The organism is Microbispora sp. H10885, assembly GCF_014161415.1.
Lineage (GTDB): Bacteria > Actinomycetota > Actinomycetes > Streptosporangiales > Streptosporangiaceae > Microbispora > Microbispora triticiradicis.
Genome location: NZ_JABBWY010000011.1, coordinates 71,362 through 91,945, shown reverse-complemented (window position 1 = coordinate 91,945; position 20,584 = coordinate 71,362). Strand labels below are relative to the sequence as shown.

Annotated in this window: 26 protein-coding genes; 12 read left to right on the top strand and 14 right to left on the bottom strand. The window is 72.5% G+C overall.

All coding sequences use genetic code 11. The features are described from left to right. Nucleotides 1-7 precede the first annotated feature (7 nt). A complete protein-coding gene (locus HHX37_RS27565; RefSeq protein ID WP_182887326.1) occupies nucleotides 8-1,684 on the bottom strand; it encodes a serine/threonine-protein kinase in 1,677 nt (558 codons plus the stop codon). A 183-nt stretch (nucleotides 1,685-1,867) separates the two neighbouring features. Continuing rightward, entirely contained in the window at nucleotides 1,868-2,776 is a 909-nt protein-coding gene (locus HHX37_RS27560) for a DUF72 domain-containing protein (protein ID WP_182887325.1), read from the bottom strand. Between the two features lie 127 nt (nucleotides 2,777-2,903). Between HHX37_RS27560 and HHX37_RS27555 the strand changes: the two genes are divergently transcribed. Together HHX37_RS27555 and HHX37_RS27550 are read left to right on the top strand one after the other, a co-directional pair. After that, entirely contained in the window at nucleotides 2,904-3,695 is a 792-nt protein-coding gene (locus tag HHX37_RS27555) for a hypothetical protein (protein WP_182887324.1), read from the top strand. A 46-nt stretch (nucleotides 3,696-3,741) separates the two neighbouring features. Next, nucleotides 3,742-4,941, top strand: coding sequence for a helix-turn-helix domain-containing protein (locus tag HHX37_RS27550; RefSeq protein WP_182882335.1), 1,200 nt, complete (start codon nucleotides 3,742-3,744; stop codon nucleotides 4,939-4,941). On the opposite strand, the gene HHX37_RS27545 is transcribed toward HHX37_RS27550, so the two are convergent. From HHX37_RS27545 to HHX37_RS27490, 12 genes are all read right to left on the bottom strand, one after another. After that, nucleotides 4,895-6,325 carry a DHA2 family efflux MFS transporter permease subunit gene (locus HHX37_RS27545; RefSeq protein WP_182887323.1) on the bottom strand — a complete coding sequence of 477 codons (1,431 nt, stop codon included), beginning with the start codon at nucleotides 6,323-6,325 and terminating at the stop codon, nucleotides 4,895-4,897. The genes HHX37_RS27550 and HHX37_RS27545 overlap by 47 nt on opposite strands. Continuing rightward, nucleotides 6,322-6,837, bottom strand: coding sequence for a PadR family transcriptional regulator (locus HHX37_RS27540; protein ID WP_182882337.1), 516 nt, complete (start codon nucleotides 6,835-6,837; stop codon nucleotides 6,322-6,324). The genes HHX37_RS27545 and HHX37_RS27540 overlap by 4 nt, the downstream gene beginning before the upstream one ends. A gap of 58 nt (nucleotides 6,838-6,895) precedes the next feature. Continuing rightward, entirely contained in the window at nucleotides 6,896-7,264 is a 369-nt protein-coding gene (locus HHX37_RS27535) for a group I truncated hemoglobin (RefSeq protein ID WP_182882338.1), read from the bottom strand. Between the two features lie 235 nt (nucleotides 7,265-7,499). Then, nucleotides 7,500-8,555 (bottom strand): endo-1,4-beta-xylanase, encoded by a 1,056-nt coding sequence (locus tag HHX37_RS27530; RefSeq protein WP_111698236.1) that lies wholly within the window; start codon nucleotides 8,553-8,555, stop codon nucleotides 7,500-7,502. 285 nt (nucleotides 8,556-8,840) lie between these two features. Next, nucleotides 8,841-9,779 carry a GerMN domain-containing protein gene (locus HHX37_RS27525; protein WP_182887322.1) on the bottom strand — a complete coding sequence of 313 codons (939 nt, stop codon included), beginning with the start codon at nucleotides 9,777-9,779 and terminating at the stop codon, nucleotides 8,841-8,843. A gap of 263 nt (nucleotides 9,780-10,042) precedes the next feature. Beyond that, nucleotides 10,043-11,173 (bottom strand): GH12 family glycosyl hydrolase domain-containing protein, encoded by a 1,131-nt coding sequence (locus HHX37_RS27520; protein ID WP_220503207.1) that lies wholly within the window; start codon nucleotides 11,171-11,173, stop codon nucleotides 10,043-10,045. 134 nt (nucleotides 11,174-11,307) lie between these two features. Then, nucleotides 11,308-11,883, bottom strand: a complete 576-nt coding sequence (locus tag HHX37_RS27515; RefSeq protein ID WP_182887321.1) for an alkaline shock response membrane anchor protein AmaP — start codon at nucleotides 11,881-11,883, stop codon at nucleotides 11,308-11,310. A gap of 35 nt (nucleotides 11,884-11,918) precedes the next feature. Further along, on the bottom strand, nucleotides 11,919-12,527 hold the full coding sequence (locus HHX37_RS27510) for a DUF6286 domain-containing protein (protein WP_182887320.1): 609 nt from the start codon (nucleotides 12,525-12,527) through the stop codon (nucleotides 11,919-11,921). Further along, nucleotides 12,502-12,828, bottom strand: a complete 327-nt coding sequence (locus HHX37_RS27505) for an Asp23/Gls24 family envelope stress response protein (RefSeq protein WP_182875082.1) — start codon at nucleotides 12,826-12,828, stop codon at nucleotides 12,502-12,504. Before HHX37_RS27505 ends, HHX37_RS27510 begins: the two co-directional genes overlap by 26 nt. Further along, nucleotides 12,825-13,010, bottom strand: a complete 186-nt coding sequence (locus tag HHX37_RS27500; protein ID WP_117410211.1) for a hypothetical protein — start codon at nucleotides 13,008-13,010, stop codon at nucleotides 12,825-12,827. The genes HHX37_RS27505 and HHX37_RS27500 overlap by 4 nt, the downstream gene beginning before the upstream one ends. A gap of 5 nt (nucleotides 13,011-13,015) precedes the next feature. Next, the gene (locus HHX37_RS27495) at nucleotides 13,016-13,363 is read right to left on the bottom strand and encodes a hypothetical protein (protein ID WP_310738241.1); all 348 of its coding nucleotides are present in this window, start codon (nucleotides 13,361-13,363) and stop codon (nucleotides 13,016-13,018) included. Next, nucleotides 13,360-13,833, bottom strand: coding sequence for an Asp23/Gls24 family envelope stress response protein (locus HHX37_RS27490; protein ID WP_182882344.1), 474 nt, complete (start codon nucleotides 13,831-13,833; stop codon nucleotides 13,360-13,362). Before HHX37_RS27490 ends, HHX37_RS27495 begins: the two co-directional genes overlap by 4 nt. A gap of 348 nt (nucleotides 13,834-14,181) precedes the next feature. Here HHX37_RS27490 and HHX37_RS27485 point away from each other — a divergent pair, with 348 nt between their 5' ends. The 10 genes from HHX37_RS27485 to HHX37_RS37220 all read left to right on the top strand — a co-directional run bounded on the left by HHX37_RS27485 (nucleotide 14,182) and on the right by HHX37_RS37220 (nucleotide 20,525). After that, the gene (locus tag HHX37_RS27485; RefSeq protein WP_182887319.1) at nucleotides 14,182-14,745 is read left to right on the top strand and encodes a hypothetical protein; all 564 of its coding nucleotides are present in this window, start codon (nucleotides 14,182-14,184) and stop codon (nucleotides 14,743-14,745) included. A gap of 4 nt (nucleotides 14,746-14,749) precedes the next feature. Continuing rightward, the gene (locus HHX37_RS27480) at nucleotides 14,750-16,261 is read left to right on the top strand and encodes an SRPBCC family protein (protein ID WP_182887318.1); all 1,512 of its coding nucleotides are present in this window, start codon (nucleotides 14,750-14,752) and stop codon (nucleotides 16,259-16,261) included. Between the two features lie 81 nt (nucleotides 16,262-16,342). After that, nucleotides 16,343-16,756 carry a gas vesicle protein GvpJ gene (gene gvpJ, locus HHX37_RS27475; RefSeq protein WP_182887317.1) on the top strand — a complete coding sequence of 138 codons (414 nt, stop codon included), beginning with the start codon at nucleotides 16,343-16,345 and terminating at the stop codon, nucleotides 16,754-16,756. A gap of 1 nt (nucleotide 16,757) precedes the next feature. Continuing rightward, entirely contained in the window at nucleotides 16,758-17,546 is a 789-nt protein-coding gene (locus tag HHX37_RS27470; protein ID WP_182887316.1) for a GvpL/GvpF family gas vesicle protein, read from the top strand. Between the two features lie 27 nt (nucleotides 17,547-17,573). Continuing rightward, the gene (locus HHX37_RS27465; RefSeq protein WP_117409907.1) at nucleotides 17,574-17,807 is read left to right on the top strand and encodes a gas vesicle protein GvpG; all 234 of its coding nucleotides are present in this window, start codon (nucleotides 17,574-17,576) and stop codon (nucleotides 17,805-17,807) included. 6 nt (nucleotides 17,808-17,813) lie between these two features. After that, nucleotides 17,814-18,146, top strand: coding sequence for a gas vesicle protein GvpO (gene gvpO / locus HHX37_RS27460; protein WP_138461554.1), 333 nt, complete (start codon nucleotides 17,814-17,816; stop codon nucleotides 18,144-18,146). After that, on the top strand, nucleotides 18,143-18,652 hold the full coding sequence (locus HHX37_RS37225) for a gas vesicle protein (protein WP_259406819.1): 510 nt from the start codon (nucleotides 18,143-18,145) through the stop codon (nucleotides 18,650-18,652). The genes gvpO and HHX37_RS37225 overlap by 4 nt, the downstream gene beginning before the upstream one ends. Then, nucleotides 18,645-19,610 (top strand): GvpL/GvpF family gas vesicle protein, encoded by a 966-nt coding sequence (locus HHX37_RS27450; protein ID WP_310740564.1) that lies wholly within the window; start codon nucleotides 18,645-18,647, stop codon nucleotides 19,608-19,610. Before HHX37_RS37225 ends, HHX37_RS27450 begins: the two co-directional genes overlap by 8 nt. Next, the gene (locus HHX37_RS27445; RefSeq protein ID WP_310740563.1) at nucleotides 19,607-19,927 is read left to right on the top strand and encodes a gas vesicle protein; all 321 of its coding nucleotides are present in this window, start codon (nucleotides 19,607-19,609) and stop codon (nucleotides 19,925-19,927) included. Before HHX37_RS27450 ends, HHX37_RS27445 begins: the two co-directional genes overlap by 4 nt. Then, a complete protein-coding gene (locus HHX37_RS37220) occupies nucleotides 19,908-20,525 on the top strand; it encodes a gas vesicle protein K (protein WP_259406818.1) in 618 nt (205 codons plus the stop codon). Before HHX37_RS27445 ends, HHX37_RS37220 begins: the two co-directional genes overlap by 20 nt. Nucleotides 20,526-20,584 lie beyond the last annotated feature (59 nt).

Genomic DNA, 20,584 nt, shown 5'->3' with positions numbered 1-20,584 from the left:
GGTGACTTTATCCCGCCTTGCTCACGCTGAAGTCGTCGAACGAGACGGTGACCACGCCGCCTCCGGCCTCGGGGACGCGAGCGAGGACCCCCGCCTGGCTGTGCGGGCCCGGCGGCAGCGGATGGGCGTCCTCGGCGTCGAGAACGCGGGTGCCGTCGATCCAAAACGTCAGGTGGGAGCCCCGGCAGGAGGCCTGGAGGCGCACCGCGCGCCCGGCGCTCGGCGGGGCCGCCTTCACCGGCGGCACGACGTCGAGGCTCGTGCCCTCGGACCGCCGCACGACGCGGGCGGTGCCGTCGAGGCCGAGCAGGAACGCGTAGCCGCTGGGAACGTCCTCGTCCCATCGGCACACGAGCCCGAGGCCGCCCTGCCCGGAGTCCTCCCGCGGTTCGGCCGTCACGCCGACCAGCACGTCGCGTCCGGCCGCCGCGTCGGTCTTGGCGGGCACGGGCGACAGCGCGACGTTGTGGGGATCGGTGCTGTCGGCGCGGACCGTGTAGACGCCGCGCTCGATCTCGTAGCCGCGCGTCGTGCGCTGGTCGCCGGCCGCGTCGGGGTCGAAGGTGTAGCCGTCCCAGTTGCCCCGATCGCCGAAGTCGTCGCCGTAGAGCAGGCTCCCGCCCCGGGGACCCGCCTCGCCGCCGCGGGACGCGTACAGGAGGATCCCGCCCGCGACGAGCACGGCCGTCACCCCCGCCGCGAGGCCGAGGAGCCACCGCCGCCGCGACGGCGGGTTCCCGGTGTCCGCGCCCGCCGGGATCCCGGCGCCGCCGGAGACGACCGTACGGGCCGGGTCGCCCGGTGCTGTGGTGAACGGTGCCGTGGTGGAAGGTGACGTGGCGGCGGGTGCTGTGGCCACCGTGGGGGCGTCGTCGCCGGTGAGTGCGCGCAGCAGGGCGGAGGCGGCGGGCCGGGCGGCGGGATCCTTCGCCAGGCACGCCTCCAGCAGCGGCCGGAGGTCGGCGGGCACGCCGGACAGGTCGGGCTCGCGGGCCGAGATGGCCATCAGGATGGCCGGGACGGTCGGCCCGGCGAAGGGCAGGCGCCCGGTCGCGGCGTACGCGATCGTCACGGCCCAGCTGAAGACGTCGGAGGCGGGACCGGGCCGCTGCCCGGCGAGCTGCTCGGGGGCGATGAAGGCGGGCGTGCCCGCCATGCCGCCGCCGGTGACGGTGTGGTCGGCGGCGCTCGCGATGCCGAAGTCGATGACCACCGGCCCCTCCGGGCCGAGGATCACGTTGCCGGGCTTGAAGTCGCGGTGCACGATCCCGGCCCGGTGGATCGCGGCGAGGGACGTCAGCGTGGCGACGGCGAGCCGGTGCAGCCCGCTGCCCGTACGCGGGCCGTCCTCGGCGACCGCCGTCGCCAGCGAGGGCCCGGGAATGTACTCGGTGACGATGTACGGCCGCCCGTGGTGGGACCCGGCGTCGAGCACGCGGGCCGTGCAGAAGAGGGCCAGCCCGCGCGCCGTCTCCGCCTCCCGGAGGAAGCGGCGGCGGCTCGTGGCGTCCGCGGCCTCCCTGGCGTGCAGCAGCTTGATCGCGACCTGGCCGCCCGAGGCGTCCCGCGCGAGGTAGACCGCGCCCTGGCCGCCCTCGCCGAGCACGCCGACGAGGCGGTGGTCGCCGATCCGCTCGGGATCACCGGGGTCGAGGGGGCGTCGCGGCCCGGCGGGACCCGTCACGACCGGCGGTCGCAGGTGGTCCGTTCCGGCCGTTCCCGCATTCGTCCCGCTCCCTCGCGATGCCGTCGATATGTCGATGGAACAGGCCGGATCCTGTCATATCCGGAGGTGACCCGGCAGCGAAATCACGCCCCGGCGTACGGACGGCAGGGGATGTGCCTGTGCCGCGACGGGCCCCGCAGGTCACGGGTGAGCCGGACGGGGGCGGACCTCGCAGTCCGGCAGGCCCGCCAGCACGGCGGCGAGTTGGCGGGCGTTGGTCTGCGCGTAGTCGCGGTAGCAGTTGTTCATGAGCACGTGCGTGGTGGTCGCCTCCGCGCCCAGGTCGCACAGCCTCGGCGCCCACCGCCGCAACTCCTCCAGCGAGTAGTGGTAGCCGAAGCGCTCGTGGACGTCGTGGCTGGTCCACCTGTCGCTGTGCCCGTGGAAGCGCACGACCTCCAGGTCGGAGGTGGCCGCGACGACCGGCGGGACCGAGTCCGGGTAGCCCTGCGGCATGTCCACGCACACGTACGGCAGCCCGTACGACCGGAGGAAGTCGAGGGTCTCGGCCCGGTTCTCCTCGCTCATCCAGGTGTGGTTGCGGAACTCCACGGAGATCCGCAGCGGTTCGCAGCGCCGCTTGCACTCCAGGATGTAGTGCTTGTTCGCCCGGCCGATCGGGAACCACCGGGGGAACTGGAAGAGCACCGCCCCGAGCTTGCCCGCCTCCAGCAGCGGCAGCAGGGCGGCGCGGAACCGTTCCCAGACCTGCTCGACGATCCGGGGATCGAGGTCGCGGGCGTACAGGTTCTTGCCCGTGCCGCTCGGCCGCAGGTCCTTCGGCAGCGCGCCCGGCCGGGTCGGATGCCGCGTGAGCAGGGAGAACGCCTTGACGTCGAAGACGAACCCCGGGGGCGTGCGCTCGGCCCACAGCCGTACGGTGGCCTCGGCGGGCGGCGCGTAGTAGGTCGAGTCGACCTCCACCAGCGGGAACTCGCCCGCGTAGTGGCGCAGGCGCTCCTCGGGTGTGGTGACGCCGGGCGGGTACCACCCGGACTCCAGCAGCGTCTTGTCCGTCCACGACGCCGTGCCGACCAGGATCTCTCCCATATCTCACGATAAGTCAGGAGAGGTGCGTTGGTTGTGACGCGTGAAGCGTGCGTGGGTCTATGATGTTGGAAAATAAAGCGGCCCCGGCGTGCGGTGGTCGCCGGCCGAAGCTCACCGGAGGTGGCCGATGCTGTCGACCTGGGCCCTGGAGACGTTCGGCCCGCGCGCCGAGCAGATCCGCCGCGGCGTGGCCGAGGCGCTGGCGGTCGCCCTGGAGAACGCCCGGGACGCCCAGCAGACGGCGCGGACCCGGCATCTGCATCCGTTCGGCTTCACGCTGATGTCGCGCAAGTTCGAGGCGCTCGCCCGCGCGTTCGCGGACATGGCGGACGTCGATATCGTCAAGCCGCAGGGCTCCCAGCACGAGCTCGTCGTCCTCGGCGGCAACCTGCTCTTCCCCTTCCGCTACGCGAAGGACCGGTCGGTCAGCGTCGTCAACGCCCGGATCGGCGACGGCAGGCCGTCCGGACTGGTCCAGGCGTTGTTCACCCGGTTCGGCCCGCGGCCCTGGACCGAGCAGCTGACACTGGGCGGCGCCGAGACCGGCATGCCCGAGCCGGTCACCCCGGCCGCCCGGGCTCTGACGCAGCTGCCCGAGGGCACCCGCCTGGTGCTCATCGCGTACGCGTGCAACGCCGGGGCCGGACTGCTCGACGCGTGGTGGGGCGAGGCCGAGCTGCTCGACCGCACCGGCAACCTGCGCTGGCACCACTACGAGGCGATCCCGCTCGCCGGAGCCGCCCTCACGGGAACCCTGCCCACACAGGCCCTGCCGATCGAGACCCTGCCGATCGAGGCGTCCGTCTTCTCCGGGGGCACGATGCCCGCTCCCGAGATGAACCCCCGGTCGCCGTACGAGCGCGCGGCGGCCCTGCCGCCGGTCAGCGAGGCGCCGGACGTCGCCGATGAAGGACGATAGGCCACTCCGGCTGGTCGGAAGTCCGGTCGAGGGGCAGGCCCGAAGGATGGCCGAGGGGCCGGTCGAGGGACCGGACGCGCGGCCGGGCGGGGAGCCGGGCGATGACGCGCCCTCCCGCGAACCCAGCCCGCAGGCGGTGGCGGACGCCTTCGACGGGACCCGGCTCACGCAGGCCAGACGGCTCGCCGCGCTGACCAAGAAAGAGGTCGCCGAGCGCGTCGGCGTGTCGCCCGCCGCGGTCGGCCAGTACGAGGCCGGGGTCACCCGGCCGCGGCCCGACCTGGTGCCGCTCCTCGCCGAGGTGCTCGCGGTCCCCTCGGCGTTCTTCCTGCCGGGCCGCCCGCACGGCAAGCTCGACGGCTCGATGGCGCACTTCCGCAGCCTGCGCTCCACCCGGGCCTACCAGCGGGCCAAGGCCGTCGCCTTCGTCGAGCAGGTCTGGGAGCTGACGTACGCGCTGGAGAAGCGGGTGCGGCTCCCCTTCGTCGACCTGCCGGGCTTCGCCGGGGGCGAGGTCGACTCCGGCACCGCCCTGCCCCGCGATCCGGTGGGCGCGGCCCGCGCGCTGCGGGCCCACTGGGGCCTCGGCGCCGGGCCGGTCAGTCACCTGGTGCGGCACATGGAGTCGCGGGGGATCGTCGTCGTCTTCCCCCGGGCCGACGAGGACGCGGTCACGGTCGACGCCTTCTCCACCTCCAGCCTGCCCCGGCCCATCGTCGTCCTGACGCCCAACCGCTTCGACGACGTCTACCGGCACCGCTTCACCGCCGCCCACGAGCTGGGCCACCTGGTCCTGCACGGCGACGCGGCGGCCGGGGACAGCCAGCAGGAACGCGAGGCCGACTCCTTCGCCGCCGAGTTCCTCACGCCGCGCGACAGCGTCGGGCCGAGCCTGCCCGCCCGCGCCGACCTGCGGCGGCTGGCCGAGTTGCGCCGCGTCTGGGGCGTGTCGGTCGACTCGCTGCTGTACCGGTGCCGGGAGGTCGGCCTGCTGTCCGACTCGGCGGCCGGCCGGGCCTGGCAGCGGCTCGCCGCGCTGCGCGACCAGCCCGGCTTCGCGGCGGAGCCGGTGTCGGGCTACCCCGGCGAGCAGCCCGTGCTGCTCGCCCGGGCCTTCGAGATGGCGGCGGCCGAGACCCGGCTGACCGTGCCCGCGCTGGCGCGGGAGCTCGCCTGGCCGCCGGCGCGGGTGCGTGAGCTCATCGGCCTCCCCGGTCACCGTCCGGAGCTGAAACTGGTCTTCTGACCAGCGGCGACCGCTCCGCCGGCCGCCGCAGCAGCGCCGCCCCGAGAGCGCCGAGCAGCGCCGTCGCGGCGAGGACCAGCATGGTCTCCCGGAAACCCGTGAGCGCGGATCCGGTGGCCGCGCCACGAGTGGTGAGGAGCGTCACCAGCAGCGCGATCCCGAACGATCCGGCCAGCCGCTGCACGACGCTGAACAGGGTGTTCGCGTCCGGGACGCGCTCGGGCGGCACCCCGCCCAGCAGCGAGACGACCAGGGGCTGGCTCGTGAACCCGATCGCCAGGCCGCGCCCGCACAGCAGGAGCGTGGTCAGCCAGACGGGCGTGCCGGCCGACAGCAGCGCCATGAGACCGGTCGTGACCGCGAGGAACAGCATGCCGGCCACGACCACGAACCGCACCGAGAAGCGCTCGGCCATCCTGGTGCCCGCGGCGGCCGACACTCCCATCGCCAGCCCCTGCGGCAGGAGCGCGAGCCCGGTGACGAGGCCGCTGTGGTGCTGGATCGTCTGGAGATAGAGCGGCGCGAGGAACAGCACGGCGAACAGCACGACGCTCGACACCGCGCACAGGGCGAGCGTGAGCGCCCGTACGGGATCGCGGGCGAGGTCGAGCGCCAGGGCGGCCTGCGGCCGGTGGCGCGCCCACAGCACGTAGGCGGCCAGGAGCGCCAGGCCGGCCGGCCAGGAGGGGGTGGCCCACCCGTGCGCCGCCGCCCGCTCCACTCCGTAGGTCGTCAGGCCGAGCCCGGCCGCCAGCAGGACCAGCCCGGGCAGGTCCGGCCGTACGGCGCGGTCGCCCCTCGCCCCGAGGCCGGCCCGGCGGGCCGCCAGCGCGCCGGGCAGGGCGAGCAGCCCGACCGGCAGGTTGACCAGGAAGATGGAGCGCCAGCCGTACGCGCCGATCAGCAGGCCGCCCAGGGAGACGCCCAGCGCGGGCGCGGCGAAGAACGCGAGTCCGGCGGCGAGCGGCACCTTGCCGCCCGCCCCCTCGGCGGCGCCTCCCCTGCCGATCAGCAGGCCGATCGCCAGCGGAATGAGGGGCGCCCCGGCGAGGCCCTGCACGACCCGGAAGCAGATCAGCATGCCGGCGTCGGCGCTGAGCGCGCACGCGGCGGAGGAGACCGTGAACAGGGCCAGGCTCCCGGCGTACGTCGGCACCATGCCGAAGCGCCTGGCCAGGTACGACGTGGCGGCCAGGCCGATCGCCAGGGCGAGCAGGTAGCCGCTCACCGCCCACTGGACGACCTCCAGCGGGCGGCCCAGCTCGCGGACGAGATCCGGCACCGCGAGGTTGACCACCGACGAGTCGATCATCGAGAGCACCGGCCCCGCGACGAGGCCGGCCGACATGAGGCGGGAGGGCGTCGCGCCCGCGACGTCCGTCACCCCGTCTCCTCCAGCACCGCCTCCAGCTCGGTCAGCCAGAGCAGTTCCAGCCGGAGCCGTTCGACGGTGAAGGCGAGGACGCGCTCGCCCCAGGGCGCGTGCGCGGCGGCGGCGGCCAGTTCCTCCTGCAGGGCCAGTTCGTGCTCGACGCGCTCCCGCCTGACCTCGACGATCCTGCGCCGGTCGGCGGCGGGCAGCAGGTCGAACAGCCCGACCCTGACCTGGAACTCCTCGTCCTTCGTCAGCACCTGGGGATCGGCCGTGCGCAGCAGCGCCAGCAGACGTTCACGCCCCTTGCCGGTGATCCGGTAGACGGTCCGCTGCGGACGGCCGGGCGCCACCTCTTCGGCGATCTTCTCGATCTCCCCGCGCTGCTCGAAGCGGCGCAGCGCGGGATAGAGCGTGTTGTTGTTGAGAAGACCGCCCGTCAGGCGCTCCATGTACTTCTTGATCTCGTAGCCGTGCTTCGGCGCGGTGAGCAGGCCGCGCAGAATCATTATGTCGGAGTACACCCGTCCAACATAACCTAGGTTAAGTTAACCTACCACTCCTTACGCGCCGGGCAGCGGGTCAGGCGACGGCCTGGCTCTGCACCACCTGGTCCTTCAGCGGGGCGAGGGCTCCGGCGATGGCGCCGATCGTCTCCCCGTCCACCCCGCACGACTCCAGCGCGCCGGCCAGGTGGACGACCACCTGGTCGAACTCCTCGGCGGTGATGCCGAGCCCGGCGTGCGCCACGTCCATCGACTTGCCCCGGTACTCCTGCGGACCGCCGAGCGCCGCGGCGACGAAGCTGCGCTGGTGCGCCTTGAGCTTGTCCATGTCGACGTCCGCGAAGTATCCCCGCAGCATCGGATCGGCGACGACCCGCCGGTAGAACTCGTCGACCACGGCCGAGACCGCGGCCGACCCGCCGATCTGATCGAAGATGGACGGCATACCGATTTCCTCCCGCGTCTGTGTGACCTCCTCGCCGAGGATCGACACGGAAGGTTACAGCGCGATTACCAACCGGAAATACGTGCGTAGCGGCCCGCTCACGCGGTCGATACGTTCGACCCGGAACGGTGCCCGCACCCCCGAGTGCGGGCACCGTCGTCCCGGAAGGCCCGGCAGAAGGACGGCACCCCGAAGGACCGGTGCCGTCCGGAAGAGCCGGTGCCGCCCGGAAGGGTCAGCGCCCTCCCGCGCTCCGGAGCGCGTCACGGATCGCGGCGTAGGCGGGCTTCGGCTGGAGGTTCTCGTCGTACGGCAGCGCCGCGCCCTCACCCTGGAAGACGGCGGGGATCCAGGAGTACTTGTCGGTGTAGTCCCAGACGGTGATGCCGACGCAGCGGCGGACGGCGAGGCAGGCCTTGGTGACCCTCGCGTACCAGTCGGCCTGGGTGGCGAGCTTGGTCGCGTCGGCCGGCAGGTACATGCGGATGTCCAGTTCGGTGACGGCCACGTCCAGGCCGAGGTCCGCGAAGCGCCGCAGGTTCTGCTGGAGCGTCTCCGGATAGCCGTACTGCAGCGCGAGGTGTCCCTGGAAGCCGACGCCGTCGATCGGCACGTGCTGGGCCTTGAGCGACTTCACGAGGTTGTAGTAGGCGTCGCTCTTCGGCCCGATCGCCTCGATGTTGTAGTCGTTCAGGTAGAGCTTCGCGTGCGGGTCGGCCTGGTGCGCCCAGCGCAGCGCGTCGGCGATGTATCCGGGACCGAGCGTCCGGTAGAAGATCGTGTCGCGGTAGGTGCCGTCCTCGTTGAACGCCTCGTTGACGACGTCCCACGAGTAGACCTTGCCCTTGTAGTAGCGGGCCACGGTCGTGATGTGCTTCTTGAGGATCGCCCGGAGCTGGTCGGCGGTGAAGGTGCCGTTGTTCAGCCAGTCGGGCAGCTGGTTGTGCCAGACCAGGGTGTGCGCCCGGAACGACATGTGGTGCCTGCGGGCGAAGTCGAGCACCTGGTCGCCCTGGGTGAAGTCGAACACGCCCTGCTGCGGCTCGGTGGCGTACCACTTCAGCGCGTTGCCCGCCGTCGTGGAGTTGAACTCGCTGCCGAGGATGCCGAGGTACGCCGTGTCGGAGAACTCGGGGTTGTCGGTCGCCGAGCCGAAGTAGCGGTGGGTGTCCGCGGCCAGCCGGCCCAGCGTCTTGTCGCCGTGCCGGTCGGGTGCGGCTGAGGCCGGCGTCGCCGCGATCGCGGTGACGAGCCCGGCGGCGGCCAGTGCGGCGGCGAGTCTGTGCGACATGAGGAAGGTCCTCCGGTGGGGGTACGTGGGCGGACGTCCAGATCCACGAGCGAGGCCGTCCGAAACGTTTCGGAATGTTTCCCTAACTTTCTGGTGACGTACCCTACGAATCCTTCACTCGTCGGTCAATACGAAGTGACAAATCCCGTTTCGAACAGCGAGAATGACGTTGGACGACTTGACAGACGTCCGAAAGTTTCAGCTCCGCGCCCTTTTCAGGGGTAAGGGTGCGGAAAGGGAAGGGGAGGGCCGGATCGTCCCGGCCCTCCCCTTCGTACGACCCGGTCAGGGTTCCAGGCTCTCCGGGATGGAGTCGGAGCGGCCCGCCGGGTGCTCGGTGCGGCCCCGGGCGTCGTAGATCTTCACCCGGTGGACGCCGGGCAGCCGCTTGAGCGTGGGCATGATCTCGTCGGCGACGGTGAACGCCGACCCGCCACTGCCGACGGCGCCGGTGAGCCGTACGTGGGCGACCCCGCCGCGGACGACCACGGACCGGAAGCCGGTGGCCCCCGAGGCGACGAAGCGCAGCCCGGCGGCGTACTCCGCCCGGGTCGGCCCGGCGAACAGCCGCTGGAGCGCGCCGCGCGCGGTGGCGGGCGCAACCACCGGCCGCCGCACCGCCCTGGTGTACGGCTCCCGCCCCGCGTGATAGCGGCGGGAGTCGAGGAAGTGGACGCCGACCGGCACGGTGCGGTGCGGCGTCCTGATGTCCACGACCACCCGGCTCGGACGGGTGAGCGTGTAGACGCGGTAGGGGGCCTTGCGCGCCAGGCCGATGCCGAACGAGAGCACCGCCTCGAAGTCGCCCGCTCTGACGACCTGGAGAACCCCGGGCAGCGCGAAGGTCTCACGGGCGGGACCGTGCGTGGAGGCGCCGCTCCCGTCGTGGCCGATCGCGCGCTCGAAGCGCAGGGCGAGGATCGCGTCGCCGGCCACCGGGATGGTGGCGCCCGATCCGTCGGCGATCAGCCGGGACACGTAGCCGGCGCTCCGCCGCGCCGGGAGCGGGCCGCGGAACTCGAAGACGACCCGGTCCAGGCCGGGGTGGTGCGAGGCGCGCACGCCGACCAGGGTCGCGACGGGCGCGGCGGCCCGTAGCGCGGAGGCCGGGGCCGCGGAGGCCGGCGCGGCGGCCGCCGGGACCGCCGGTAGGACCGCCAGTGTGAGCGCGCTCACCAGCGACGTGGCCGAGGCCGCGAGCGAGCGCATGGGAGGCAGAAACATGAGGGCTCCTCTGCCGGGTTCCTTTCGCGGGAGTGGGGGACCCGCACGGGCCGGACCGTTCCAACGGCCCGGCTCCTAACTGGAGTATCTCCATATCGCCACGGCCTTCGGCGTGACAGACGTGTCACTTTCGGCCGCACTTTTCTACCCGGTCGACGAGAAGGCCGGCGCCGGTCCTGCGTACGCGGAAAAGGGAGCGCCGCCGGAGGGACGTCTCTCCGGCGGCGCTCCTTATTCGGGGGGTGTCAGGCGTGGTGGTGTCGTCAGGCGTTGGTGCAGGCGGTGCCGTTCAGCGTGAAGCCGGTCGGGTTGCCGTTCGAGCCGCTCCAGGTGCCCTGGAAGCCGAACGAGATGCTGCCGCCCGCGCCGACCGAGCCGTTGTACGACAGGTTCTTCGCGGTGACCGAGGACCCGTTCTGGGTCACGGTGGCGTTCCAGCCACTGGTGATCTTCTGGCCGTTCGGGAAGTTGAAGCCCACGGTCCAGTTGTTCACCGCGCTGGAGGGGGTGACGGTGACGTCGGCGGTGAAGCCGCCCTGCCACTCGTTCTTCGTGTACTTCACCTTGCAGCCGCCGCCGTTGCCCGGGTTGCTCGGCGACGTCGTCGGCGTCGAACTCGGCGTCGAGCTCGGGATGGTGCCGCCGATGCTGTAGGAGAAGTTGTTGACGGCGAGGCCGGCGCCGCCCACCCAGGGCTCGAATCCGGCCTGGACGCTGGTGAGGTACCACGACCGCTGGCCGTAGCCCCGGTTCACGGTGTCGTCGTAGAAGTTGCGCACCGCGAAGCTGATCGAGTTCGTCGGCGAGGTCCGCACGTAGGAGATGACGTTCCAGCCGATGTTGCCGAACCAGACGTCCCAGGTGGCGCCGGCGATGTTGGCGGTGCCGACGCGGGATCCGACGGGCTGCACCGACCCGGTGTGGTTGAGCCACACCATGATCTCGGCGCCGGTGTTCTGGCCGTCCCGGCGGGGCGTGGGGTCGAACCAGATGTCGTACGCCGCGTCGTAGATCCCGGAGCCCGGGTAGCTCATGCTGACGCTGGTCTGCACCGTGTTGAACTGGCTGTTGCTCGCCTGGAGAGGCAGGCCGCTGTTCGTGGAGCAGTTGGCGTAGTGGCAGCCGGCGTAGATGGCCGGATAGGCCGCAGGGGTGCCGCCCGTGTTGTTGTGCTGCGCCTGCGTCACCGTGAAGCCGGTGTTCGTGACGTTGATGCACTGCGTGGCGCTGCTGCCCCACACGTTGTTGATGACGACGTACTTCCCGTTCTGGACGGTGGTACTGCCGTACTTGTCGCAGATCACCGTGTCTGCGTGCGCCGCCTGACCGACGACGAGCGACGCGGCGACGGAGCCGAGCATGGCGAGGCTCGCCGTGATCATTCGCATCTTCATGACCCGGACCATAGACACCTGACCATGGACCGCAACATGAGTTGATTTGGTCGACAAACTGGACGAAACCGCAACCAGCCACAACGCTGTGACGGTAGGTGAAACTTTCACCTACACCTCTGCCACTTTGTCCGTCAATGCACCACCCGCGTGCGGCGGCCCGAGGCGAGGCGCAGCCGCACCAGCGTCGGGAGACGGCGCAGCCCGAGGGTGGTGCGCAGGCCGGGGACGGCCTCCTCGTGCAGCCGGGTGACCAGCGCCCCGAGGTCGGCCGGTGCGACGGCGGAGACCCCGAGATCGAGGTGCGGGTCGTCGGAGGGGCCGCGCAGCACGGCGTGCGCCCTGCGCACGTCCGGGTACGCGCTGACCTGCTCGGCCAGGGCCGCGCTCGCCGGATAGGCGTCGACCTCCGTCACGCCGGAGGCGCCCGACTCCAGTCGCAGCCGCCTCGGCCGGTCGACCCGGAGCAGCGCGAGCAGCCAGGCCAGCCCGACGAGCGCGAGCACCACACCGGCCGCCGCCACCACCGGCCAGAACCAGGGGGTGGTCGCCGCGAAGGACGTGGTCCCCGCGTCGAGCACAGGCCGCCGCGCGGCGTCGCCGCCGAAGGCCCCGAGCGCCCGCGCCAGCGCCAGGCCGCCCGCGGCCAGCAGGACCAGCCCGAACAGCGTGAGACCCGTCCTATTGCCCTTGGACGGCTTCGTCGTCATGCCCTGCCTCCTCTTCGTCCTTTGGTTCCGGTGGCCTACGTGGGGCCGTGGACCCGGACCCGCAGGGACACCGGGTGAGCGGGGGCGAGCCGGGCGATCTCCTGCTCCGCCGCCGCGCGGACGCGCTCGCGGAGGACGGCGGTGTCGCGCAGGTCGGTCCGGACGGTCACGTCCGCGTGCCATCCGCGCACCCGTGCGCCCGCCGCCCGCACGCCGTCCACACGGCCGGCCGCCCCGCCGAGCACCCGCGCGAGCGCGCGGCGCGGCACGCCGACCACCAGGTCCGGATCGGCCGTACGCAGCGCGACCAGCCGTCCCCGCCCGGGCACGGCCGCGATCAGCACCAGCACCAGCCCGATCAGGGCCAGCGCGGCGGCCACCGCGAGCGCCCGGTCGTCGTTCCACGCCGTGGTCCTCGCCCACCCGGCCACCTGCTCGTACGGCACGACCCTGACGGGACGCCCGATCGCCGCGGAGATCACCTCGACGGCGGTCAGCACGCCGATCGCGAGCAGTGCGAGCGCGGCGACCGCGGCGGGCAGGCCCCGGCCGGGCCGGAAGGCCCGTTCGGCTCCCGCGCCGTCGAACCCCCGCACCGGCACGAAGAGCGGGGTCTTCTCAGACCGGCCTCCGCCTTCGTTCATCCCCACTCCTCTGCTCGGGCACGAGCCCGACGACCTCGATGTCCACGTTCTCCACGGTGACGCCGGTGAGCTCGCGGACGCGCCGCCGGACCCGCTCGCGGATCTCGCCGGCCACCCGCGGCACCGGCGACGGGTAGCGGACGGTGACGTCGCAGCGGACCGCCGCGACCATCCCGCTCAGGGACGCCGACACGTGCGGCGGCTCCGTCACGTGCTCCTCCTCGCCCACCACCTGCTCGACGATCTTCGTGAGCGCGCGCTCCGAGATCGTCGTCGTGCCGCGCTCGGCCGGGAGGCTCACTGCCGTCTCGGGTGCATCTGAGGCATGCGTACGCCGCCTTCGAGCACCATGCCGACGAAGAACCCGACGATGCCGAGGACCAGGACGATGAGGAACGCGTTGAGGCCGCCGAAGGCCCCGACCACCCCCAGCACCGTGCCGAACAGCAGCCCCGCGAGGGCCCAGACCGGATACCCTTCCATGATCATTACTTCCTTCCGTCGGATGTGACCAGGTCGGCGATCGCGACGTCCATCCTGCGGCCCGCCGCGAGGTCGCCGATGGCGTCGCGGATCAGTTCGGCGACCTCGGGGAGCGGCCTGCCGTACCGGGCGACGACGTGCACCTCGATCACGTCGTCCCGTACGGCGACGCCCGGGACGAGGTCGCCGGGGAGATAGGTCGCCACCGCGCCGAACGGCCCCCTCGACAGGCCGGCGACGTCGGGGCAGGACAGCACGCGTTCGGCGATCCGCCGGGCCGGCGCCAGAGGTACGGCGGCCTCCCGGTCGCCGTCCTCCCGGCTCGCGACCGCGTCACCCTGACCGGCGCTCACTGGACCCGCGGTTCCCCGTCGGCGGGCGCCGACGACTCCTGCCGGGGGAGATGGACGTCGTCGACGGCGACGTTCACCTCGGTGACCTCCAGCCCGCACATGCGCTCCACCGCGCGGATCACGTTGCCCCGTACGGCCTGCGCGAGGTCGGGGATCGCGACGCCGTACTCGACGACGAGATGGATGTCGGCGGCCGCCTGCCGCTCGCCCACTTCGACCGACACCCCTTTGGTGACGCCGTCCTCCGCGCCGAGCACGCCCTTGATGGCCCCGAACGCGCGGACCCCGCCGGCGCCGAACTCGTGGACGCCTTCGATCTCACGGGCGGCCATCCCGGCGATCTTGGCGACCACCTCGTCCGCGATGGTGGTGCGCCCGCGCTCGGTCATCAGGCTGGAGCCGCCCTGGCCTCCGTGCGGTCGGACGGGGGCCTGCTCCGCGGTCGCGGACGACGTTCTGGTCTCGGTCATGTGACTCCCCCGCTTCGCGCGCGCGGCAGATACGGCCGCTTCCCGCCGATTCACGGCCGTAATACCCGATTCGCGCACAGTAATCGTGCGAGGTGAGGCGAGGTTACGCCATCGGAAAGTCTCGAATACACCAAGACCACGGAGCCGGTCACAGCTCCGGGCATGGCCGTGGCCCATGCCCTAAGAGAGGGGTTATGGCATCCCAAAACTGTCCGCTATGTCCTCGATTGAGTTTTTGTGTCACCTTCTAGGGCATTCATACCGTTCGATTGGATCGCAGCGCCGCGCGGCGAGACGGGCGACACGACCGGCATCGGCGCTCCGGGCCGGCCAGTAGGAGGCGCGATCATGAAAGACGGACTGAAGGTGGCGCTGGCCGTCATCGCGGGCTACTACCTGGGGCGGCATCACAAGCTGCGCTTCGCGCTGGTGCTCGCCCTGGCCATCCTCGCCGCCCGCCTGCGTGGAGAGGGAGCCGCCGGCGCCCTCCTTGAGCAGGTGCCCAAGATCCTCGGCGGGGCCACCCCCGACCTCAGCAAGATCACCGAACGGGTCCGCGGCGATCTGGTGGACATCGGCAAGGCCGCGGCCAGGCGCGCCACCAGCCGGCAGATCGACACGCTCAGCGACAAGCTGCACGAACGCGCGGAGGCGCTCCGGCAGCCCCGGGGGCGCGGCCGGGCCGCGGAGGAAGAGGAAGAGGAGCGCCCGGAGGAGCCCCGCCGCAGGCCGGGGCGGGGGCGGGCGCGACGGGCCGAACCCGAGCCCGAAGAGGCCTACGAGGAGGAAGAGGAGTACGAGGAGGAGCCGTACGAGGAAGAGGAAGAGGAAGAGGAGCCCGAGCCCGAGCCTGAGGAGAGGCCCAGGCCCCGAGCCCGGTCCGCCCGGCCCGTGACACGGACCCGGAGGTGAGCCCATGACCGAGGAGACACAGGAGCGGGCACAGGAATCGGAGGAGACCGCGCTCCCCACCCAGCGCCTGGGCCAGGAGGTCCAGAACCTGCTGACGGCCGCGGCGGAACGCGCGCTGTCCGGTGTGGCCGGGAGGGTCGACCGGGTGGCCGGCCGTCTCACCGACTACGTGGAGCAGGGCGGCACCGGCCTGTTCGACGCGGTCACCGGGAGGCAGCGGAACGGCGGTCCCGGAGCGCTCGGCAACCTGACCGGCAGGCTGACCGGCGGCGAGGGTGGCCGGGGGCTGCTGCGGTCGCTCTCCGACCGCCTCGGCGCCACGGGCGGGGGCGGCCTGCTCGGCACCCTCACGGAGGCGCTGACCGAGGGCGGCGGCGGTGGCGGCGGTGGCAGCCACCCCGTACGCGCCGCCCTGTTCGCCTACGGCAAGGAGAAGATCAAGGGCCTGTTCGGCGGCGGAGGCAAGGGCAAGGGCGGCAAGGGCAAGAAGCTGAAGCTCACCAACATCGTCGAGTCGCTCGACGTCGGCGCGCCCCTCCGCGTGGTCTACAACCAGTGGACGCAGTTCGAGGACTGGCCGGGCTTCATGAAGAAGGTCGAGACGGTCGAGCAGAAGTCCGACGAGAAGCTCGCCTGGAAGGCCCAGGTCTGGTGGTCGCACCGCACGTGGGAGTCGACCATCGTCGAGCAGGTCCCGGACAGCAGGATCGTCTGGCGGTCGCAGGGACCCAAGGGCTGGCCGGACGGCTCGGTCACCTTCCACGAGGTCACCCCCGAGATGACCCGGGTCCTGCTGGTGATCGAGTACAACCCGCAGGGCCTGTTCGAGCGCATCGGCAACCTGTGGCGGGCCCAGGGCCGCCGGGTCCGGCTGGAGTTCAAGCACTTCAGGCGGCACGTCATGACCAACACCCTGCTGCACGCTGACGAGGTCGAGGGCTGGCGGGGCGAGATCCGCGACAGCAAGGTCGTCAAGGACCACGAGACGGCTCTCCGCGAGGAGCGCGAGCAGGAGGAGGGCGAGGAGGCTCCCGAAGCGGCCGGCGAGGCGGCGGAGGAGGCCCCCGAAGAAGGCGCGGAAGAGGCGGCCGAGGAGGAGCCCGAAGAGGAAGAGGCTCCCGAGGAACTCGAAGAGGAAGAAGAAGAGGGCGAGGAGGAGGAGCCCGAAGAGGAGGAGCCCGAGGAGCCCGAAGAGGCCGAGGAGGAGCGCGAACGCGCACCGGCCCGCGCCGAGGCGGGCGGAAGGGCCAGGGCCCGGGTGGTCGCGCGGAGGCGCGCGCCGGAGCGGGAACCGGAGGAACGGGAACCCGAGGAACGGAGGACCGCCACCCGGACACGCGGCGCCCGGACCGCCGAACCCGAGCGGCGGGGCGTCCGGACACCCGCACGGCGGCGTGCGGAGGGCGCCGGGACGGCCGAGCGCGGCGAAGGCGAGCAGACGCGCGGGGGCGAGGAGGCCGGCGAGCCCGAGCAGCCGGCGCGGCGCCCGGTCCGGCGCCGCCGGCCCCCGGAATGAGCGACGCGGGAGAGTCACGCGGGTCGGTGACGCGCGGGACACCGTGACCACGGCAGGACACAAGGAAAGGAGGGAACGCCCATGACGGTAGCCGTTCCACCGGCGGGTGGCGGCGGATTGCCGGGCCGGTCATCGGGATCCGGCCTGGCGGACGTCATCGACACGATCTTGGACAAGGGCCTCGTGATCGACGCCTACGTGCGGGTGTCACTGGTCGGGATCGAGATCCTGACGATCGACGTGCGGGTCGTCGTCGCGAGCGTCGACACCTACCTCCGCTTCGCGGAGGCGGTCAACCGGCTCGACATCGCGGCACAGCAGAAGGGACTGCCCGACCTCCTGTCGGAGGCGCCGCGGAGCATCGCCCGCGGCAAGTCCAAGGGCATCGCGCAGGGCGTGCTGGAGGCGGCCGGGGAGAAGCTGCAGGACCTCATGACGAACTACGGGGAGGAACCCGCCCCGCGGGCCCGCCGCCGGCGACGGGAGGAGGGCTGAGATGTCCCGCGCCATCAGGGAATCCGGACCCGGCGACCAGGCCGAGGCCCGTCCGGACGTCGCGTGCTACGTCTACGGCATCCTCCCCGAGGACGTCGAGATGACCGAGGACGCCCTCGGAGTCGGCGATCCCCCGGCCAAGGTCCGGATCGTCCGGCACGGCGAGATCGCCGCGCTGGTGAGCGACGTCGACGTGGACCGCCCGCTCGGCCGGGCGCAGGACCTCGTGGCCCACGAGCGGCTCCTCGACGACGTCGCCGCCGAGGTCCCCGTGCTCCCCCTGCGGTTCGGCGCCGTGATGACCACGCCGGAGGCGGTCGTGGAGGAACTGCTGACCCCACACCACGACTCGTTCGCGGCGGCGCTCAAGCAGATCGAGGGCCGCTCACAGTTCGTCCTCAAGGCGCGGTACGCCGAGCAGCCGGTGCTGATCGAGGTGCTGTCGGAGAACGCCGAGGCCAGACAGCTGCGTGACCGGATCAGGCAGCTGCCGGAAGAGGTGACGCGGAGCGAACGGATGCGGCTCGGCGAGCTGATCACGCACATCATCGCCGCCAAGCGGGAGGCCGACACGCAGGCGGTCGTCGAGCGGTTCGAACCCGTCACCGCCGGAGCGGTCGTACGGGAGCCCAGTCACGAACGCGACGCCGCGCACGTGGCGTTCCTGGTGGAGAACGACCGCTGGGACGACTTCGAGCGGGCCGTCGAGGAGTTGCGTGCCGACTGGGGCGCCCGGGTCGAGGTCCGCCTGCTCGGACCGATGGCGCCGTACGACTTCGTCGTCAGCTGATTCGTCACCATCCGAAGGGAGGCCGCCGTGGGACTGATCAGTCTGCTGTTCACCTGGCCGCTCGCCCCGGTGCACGGAGTCATCCGGCTGGGCGAGCTGATCCAGCAGCAGGTCGAGCACGAGCTGAAGGACCCGGCGGCGGTGCGGCGGCGGCTGGAGGCCGTCGAGGAGGCCAGGCGCTCGGGACAGATCTCCGAAGAGGAGGAGGCCCAGGCCGTGGAGGAGATCCTGCGCCTGATGAGCGGGACGCGGAGAGGGTGAGGTCCCGTGCCTCCGCGGCGCAGAGACCGCTTCGACGAGGACGCCGGCGAGGAGGAGCCGCGCCGGCGGCGCCCGTTGAACGCGGCCTCGGCCGGTCGGCTCGGCCTGCGGTACATCGCCGACCTGACGGCCAAGGACACCGAGGGGATCACGCTGGTGGAACCCCTGGAGGACGGCTGGGTGGTCGACGTCGAGGTCGTCGAGGACCGCAGGATCCCGTCCTCCAGCGACATGCTGTCGACCTACGAGGTGCAGGTCGACGACGACGGCGACCTCCTGTCCTACCGCCGCACCCGGACCTACCGGCGCGGCACGGGCGCGTTCGGCGGTGGCGCATGACCGATCCCCGCTCGCGTCCCGTGCTGCGGGAGTCGTACGCGCCGCCGTCCCCCATGTCCCGGGAGTCGGCCAACCTGGGTGACATCCTGGAACGGGTGCTCGACCGGGGCATCGTCATCGCGGGCGACATCCGGGTGAACCTGCTGGACATCGAGCTGCTGACGATCAAACTGCGGCTGGTCATCGCCTCGGTGGACACCGCCCGGGAGATCGGCATCGACTGGTGGGAACGCGACCCGTGGCTCAGCGGCAAGGACCGGGAACTGGTCGAGGAGAACCGCCGCCTCCGCGAACGCCTCACCGCGGTCGAGGAGCGCCTGCTCGCCTGGGAGGACCGGGTGGAGCTGGAACCGGGCGAGAGCCGGTACGAGCGCCCCGGCGACCAGGCGGACGCCGCGTCCGCCGGAACCCGCAGTGGACCCGGAACTTACCGGGCACCCGGAGCCGCCGCGGGCGCCGCCCGCCGGCCCGCGCGCCCGCGCGGCACGGAGCGCGACCGTGACTGACCACGCTCCCGCCGGCGTGACCCGGCCACCACCGCCCAGCCCGGCCGACGCGCCGCGCGCCGGCAGCGGGTCCAGGCCCGGACAGGGCGTCTACCTGTACGCGGTGACGCCCGGCGAGGCGCCGTACGCGGGCGAACCGCACGGCGGTCTCCCCGGCGGCACACGCCGTGACCTGCGCGGCGGCGTGGAAGGCGCTGACCTGCGGGGTGTGGGGGGTGGTGCGGTGCGGCCGATCGCCCGGGGCGGTCTCGTGGCCTGTGTCAGCGACGTGCCGCTCGACCAGTTCGGCGAGGAGCCGCTGCGGCGGCACCTGGAGGATCTCGACTGGGTCGAGGGGGTCGCCCGCGCCCATCACGCGGTCGTCGAGACCCTGGCCGCGGCCGGACCGACCGCTCCCGTGCGCCTCGTGACCGTCTACACCGGCGACGACCAGGTGCGTGACCTGCTCGACCGGCGGCACGACGACTTCGCCGAGATCCTCGCCCGCGTGGCGGGCCGCCGGGAGTGGGGCGTCAAGGCGTACCTGCGCCGCGAGACGGCCCGGCCCGCGGCCACTCCCCCGGAGCGGTCCGCACCGTCTCCGGCCCGCGCCCCGGCCGAACCCGAGGGAGGCGGTCCCGGCGCGGCGTACCTCCGCCGCCGCAAGGAGAGCCTGCGGGGCCGGGAGGACCTGTGGCGCGCGGCCGCAGAACGGGCCGAAGAGCTGCACGCCGCGCTGGGGCGGCTCGCCGTGGCGAGCCGCCGCCACCGGCCGCAGGATCCCCGGCTGTCCGGAAGGAGCGAGTCGATGCTGCTGAACGGCGCCTATCTCGTGGACCCGGCACGCGAGGAGGAGTTCGCCGCCGTGGTCGCCGCCCACAGCGACAGGTTCCTGGACGCCGAGATCACCGGCCCGTGGGCGCCGTACTCCTTCACCATGATCGACCTTGGGCCGGATCAGGACGGCGGCGTCCGGTGACCCCGGACGGCCTGCCGCGGTTCGCGCCGGAGCGGTCGCCGGGCAGGATTCTCGCCGCCGAGGGCCGCCTGCCGCCCGAGCGGGTGGCGCTCGTCGACATCCTCGACCGGCTCCTCGCCGGCGGCGTGGTGATCACTGGTGACATCGTGCTGTCGATCGCCGACATCGACCTCGTCCGCATCTCCCTGCGGGCGCTGCTCGGCTCCGTACGCGGCACCGAACCCTTCGATCCACTCGGTCAGCCGTACGCCGAGCGGGAGGCCGGCCGCCTCGGGACGGAGAGACGGGAGGGAGAAGATGACCGCTACGGGTGGTGAGGCCGGGGAGAACCCGTGGGACGCCTGCGCCGACGGCCTGGGGAACGGCCCGGCGCAGAGCTCGTCGCAGGGCCCGTCGATCGGCCCCGCAGACGGCCTGGCGAACGGCCCAGAGCAGGGCCCGTCGATCGGCCCCGCAGACGGCCTGGCGAACGGCCCAGAGCAGGGCCCGTCGATCGGCCCCGCAGACGGCCTGGGGAACGGCCCGTCGCGAGGGCCGTCGGACGACCCGGCGGACGCCGCGGGCCCGTGGCGGATGGGCGCCGTGCCCGGGACGGCCGCCGGGGAGTGGAGCCGGAACCCGCGCACCGGGCCGGACACCTGGCGTCTCAACACCGATCCCGAGGCGGTGCGGCGTGACCTGAGCCGGCTCGTGCTGACGCTCGTCGAGCTGATCCGCCAGCTCGTGGAGCGGCAGTGCGTGCGGCGGATGGATCAGGGCGACCTGTCCGACGAGCAGATCGAGACGCTTGGCCTGACCCTGATGCGCCTGGAGGAGGCGATGACCGAGCTGTGCGAGCGGTTCGGCCTGTCCCTCTCCGACCTCAACCTCGATCTCGGTCCCCTCGGCACGCTGCTGCCCACGGACACCCCGTGAGCATCCGTACGTGTACGACCAGGTCGAAGGGGTACGCGGACGAGACCGGGGGTCGGAGG